The organism is Pseudomonas sp. K5002 (genome assembly GCF_013386655.1).
Lineage (GTDB): Bacteria > Pseudomonadota > Gammaproteobacteria > Pseudomonadales > Pseudomonadaceae > Aquipseudomonas.
In genome coordinates this window covers 1-3,674 of record NZ_JACARK010000985.1, presented here as the reverse complement: position 1 = coordinate 3,674, position 3,674 = coordinate 1, and the positions used below count along the sequence as shown (strand labels likewise).

Genomic DNA, 3,674 nt, shown 5'->3' with positions numbered 1-3,674 from the left:
GGTTCGTCCGGTGGTTCGGCGGCCGCGGTTGCCGCTCGTCTGTTACCTGCCGCCACGGCCACCGACACTGGCGGCTCGATCCGCCAACCGGCCGCTTTCACCAACCTCACCGGTCTGAAACCGACCTACGGTCGCGTTTCCCGCTGGGGCATGATTGCCTACGCCTCCAGTCTCGACCAGGGCGGCCCCCTGGCACGCACCGCTGAAGACTGCGCAATTTTGTTACAAGGCATGGCAGGCTTCGATCCGCAGGACTCCACCAGCATTGATGAACCCGTGCCGGACTACAGCGCCAGCCTGAATACCTCGATCAAAGGCCTGCGCATCGGCGTGCCGAAAGAGTATTTCAGCGCCGGCCTCGACCCACGCATCGCCGAACTGGTGCACAACAGCGTCAAGGAGCTGGAAAAGCTCGGCGCCGTGATCAAGGAAATCAGCCTGCCGAACAACCAGCACGCGATTCCGGCCTACTACGTGATCGCGCCGGCAGAAGCGTCCTCCAACCTGTCGCGGTTCGACGGCGTGCGCTTCGGCTACCGCTGCGAAAACCCGAAAGACCTCACCGACCTGTACAAGCGCTCCCGTGGCGAAGGTTTCGGCGCGGAAGTACAACGCCGGATCATGGTCGGTGCCTACGCCCTGTCGGCCGGCTACTACGACGCGTACTACCTCAAGGCGCAAAAGATCCGTCGCCTGATCAAGAACGACTTCATGGCTGCCTTTAATGAAGTCGACGTGATCCTCGGCCCAACCACGCCGAACCCGGCCTGGAAGATCGGCGCCAAGACCGGCGACCCGATCGCCGAGTACCTGGAAGACCTGTACACCATCACCGCCAACCTCGCCGGTCTGCCGGGCTTGTCCATGCCTGCAGGTTTCGTCGATGGCTTGCCGGTGGGCGTGCAACTGCTCGCCCCGTATTTCCAGGAAGGCCGCCTGCTCAATGTGGCGCACCAGTACCAGTTGAACTCTGACTGGCACACTCGCACCCCTACCGGCTTCTGAGGAGAACACTATGCAATGGGAAGTCGTGATCGGGCTGGAGATTCATACCCAGCTCGCCACCCAATCGAAGATTTTCTCCGGTAGCGCCACCACGTTCGGCGCAGAACCCAACACCCAGGCCAGCCTGGTAGACCTGGGCATGCCCGGCGTGCTGCCGGTGCTGAACCAGGAAGCGGTGCGCATGGCGGTGATGTTCGGCCTCGCCATCGATGCCGAGATCGGCCAGCACAACGTGTTCGCCCGCAAGAACTACTTCTACCCGGACCTGCCCAAGGGCTACCAGATCAGCCAGATGGAATTGCCGATCGTCGGCAAGGGCTACCTGGACATCCCGCTGGAAGACGGCACCATCAAACGTGTCGGCGTGACCCGTGCGCACCTGGAAGAAGATGCCGGCAAGAGCCTGCATGAAGAATTCAACGGCGCCACCGGCATCGACCTGAACCGCGCCGGCACCCCGCTGCTGGAAATCGTTTCCGAGCCGGACATGCGCAGCGCCAAGGAAGCCGTGGCCTACGTCAAGACGATCCACGCGCTGGTGCGTTACCTCGGGATCTGCGACGGCAACATGGCCGAAGGCTCCCTGCGTTGCGACTGCAACGTGTCGGTGCGGCCAAAGGGCCAGGCCGAATACGGCACCCGCTGCGAGATCAAGAACGTCAACTCGTTCCGTTTCATCGAGAAGGCGATCAACACCGAAGTACGTCGCCAGATCGAGCTGATCGAAGACGGCGGCAAGGTGATCCAGCAGACCCGCCTGTACGACCCGAACAAAGACGAAACCCGCGCCATGCGCAGCAAGGAGGAAGCCAACGACTACCGTTACTTCCCCGATCCGGACCTGTTGCCGGTGGTCATCGAGGACTCGTTCCTGGCTGACGTGCGCGCCACGCTGCCGGAACTGCCACCGCAGAAACGCGAGCGTTTCCAGGCGCAGTTCGGGCTTTCGGTGTATGACGCAAGCGTGCTGGCGTCGAGCCGCGAGCAAGCCAACTACTTCGAAAAAGTCGTGAGCATTGCCGGCGACGCCAAACTGGCGGCCAACTGGGTGATGGTTGAGCTGGGCAGCCTGTTGAACAAACAGGGCCTGGAAATCGACGAAGCACCGGTGTCGGCAGAACAGTTGGGCGGCATGTTGCTGCGGATCAAGGACAACACCATCTCCGGCAAAATCGCCAAGACCGTGTTTGAAGCCATGGCCGCCGGCGAAGGCAACGCTGACGAGATCATCGAAAAGCGCGGCCTGAAGCAAGTCACCGACAGCGGCGCGATTTCGGCGGTGCTCGACGAGATGCTGGCAGCCAATGCCGAGCAGGTTGAACAATACCGTGCGGCGGATGAAGCCAAGCGGGGCAAGATGTTCGGCTTCTTTGTCGGCCAGGCGATGAAAGCCTCCAAAGGCAAGGCCAACCCGCAACAGGTCAACGAACTGCTGAAAAGCAAACTCGAAGGCTAAACGCGGTCGTCTCACTGCGGGAGCCGGCTTGTGTGGGAGCTGGCTTGCCTGCGATAGCATCACCTCGGTGCACCCGAAAGACCGAGGCGCTTGCATCGCGGGCAAGCCCGGCTCCCACATAAGCCGGTTTCCACATCACTTTTGGGGACACCTTGAATGAAGCGTCTACTCGGCCTGTTGGCCCTGTTCTCTCTGCTCGCCGGCTGCGCCAGCGGCCTCATCGACCCCAACGGCTATGACGAAACCGGCTCCGCGTCCTACTACGGCGCCAAACACCACGGCAACCGCACTGCCAGCGGTGAACCGTTCAACCAGAATGCCCTGACCGCCGCCCATCGTCGCCTGCCCTTCGGCACGCAGGTGAAGGTCACCAATCTCGACAACAACAAAAGCGTCGTTGTCCGCATCAATGATCGCGGCCCGCATACCCGTGGGCGCCTGATCGACCTTTCACGCAAGGCCGCCGAACAGATCGGTATGATCGGCAGCGGCACCGCGCGCGTTCGCGTGCAAGCCCTCAGCAACTGACCGACGGAGCCCAGGCCATTTCCGCATTAACCGCCCTCTCGCCCTTTAGCCTGATCGAACTGATCAGCGGCCTGCTGCTGTTGATCTTCGGCGCAGAAGTATTAGTGCGCGCCGCCGTGCGCCTGGCGGCCAGCCTCAAGGTGCGCCCGCTGATCATCGGCCTGAGCATCGTCGCCTTCGGCAGCAGCGCGCCGCAGATGGCGATCAGCTTGCAAGCGACCCTGGCGGACAACACCGACATCGCCGTGGGCAGTGTGATCGGCAGCAGCATCTTCAACACCCTCGTGACCCTTGGCCTGGCAGCCCTGATCATTCCGCTGCGGGTCTCCCGGCAACTGGTACGCCTGGATATCCCGATGATGATCATCGCCAGCCTGCTGGTGTTTGTGCTAGCCGCCAATGAAGAACTCACGCCGATCGATGGCCTGTTACTGCTGGTGGCCCTGGTGGCCTACCTCGGCGTGCTGCTCTACCAGACACGCCACTCCCGCCGCCCGCGCACCCGGGACACTGTGGTGCAGGCGCCGTGGCTGAGCAGCGTGCTGCTGATGCTCGGTGGACTGTTGATCCTCGTACTGGCCGGGCACCTGCTGCTGGGCGCGGCGGTGGACGTGGCCTCTGACCTGGGCCTGTCGGAACGCATCATCGGCCTGACGCTGATTGGCGTCGGCACTTCCCTGCCCTG

At 62.6% G+C, this 3,674-nt stretch carries 4 protein-coding genes; all 4 read left to right on the top strand.

What is annotated here, in order from left to right; translation table 11 throughout:
- Positions 1–1,005 (top strand): amidase family protein (locus HX846_RS32175; protein ID WP_178966950.1); only part of this gene is annotated, 1,005 nt, incomplete at its 5' end.
- Between the two features lie 10 nt (positions 1,006–1,015).
- Complete coding sequence (gene gatB, locus HX846_RS32170) at positions 1,016–2,461, top strand: Asp-tRNA(Asn)/Glu-tRNA(Gln) amidotransferase subunit GatB (RefSeq protein ID WP_003216073.1); 1,446 nt, start codon at positions 1,016–1,018, stop codon at positions 2,459–2,461.
- A 156-nt stretch (positions 2,462–2,617) separates the two neighbouring features.
- Entirely contained in the window at positions 2,618–2,989 is a 372-nt protein-coding gene (locus tag HX846_RS32165; protein ID WP_003216071.1) for a septal ring lytic transglycosylase RlpA family protein, read from the top strand.
- A gap of 59 nt (positions 2,990–3,048) precedes the next feature.
- On the top strand, positions 3,049–3,674 hold a 626-nt coding region (locus HX846_RS32160), incomplete at its 3' end, for a sodium:calcium antiporter (RefSeq protein ID WP_372242035.1).

Excerpts from the sequence above, each read along its gene's own strand:
- gatB (WP_003216073.1), top strand. The coding sequence starts at position 1,016 with ATGCAATGGGAAGTCGTGATCGGGCTGGAGATTCATACCCAGCTCGCC.
- HX846_RS32165 (WP_003216071.1), top strand. The coding sequence starts at position 2,618 with ATGAAGCGTCTACTCGGCCTGTTGGCCCTGTTCTCTCTGCTCGCCGGC.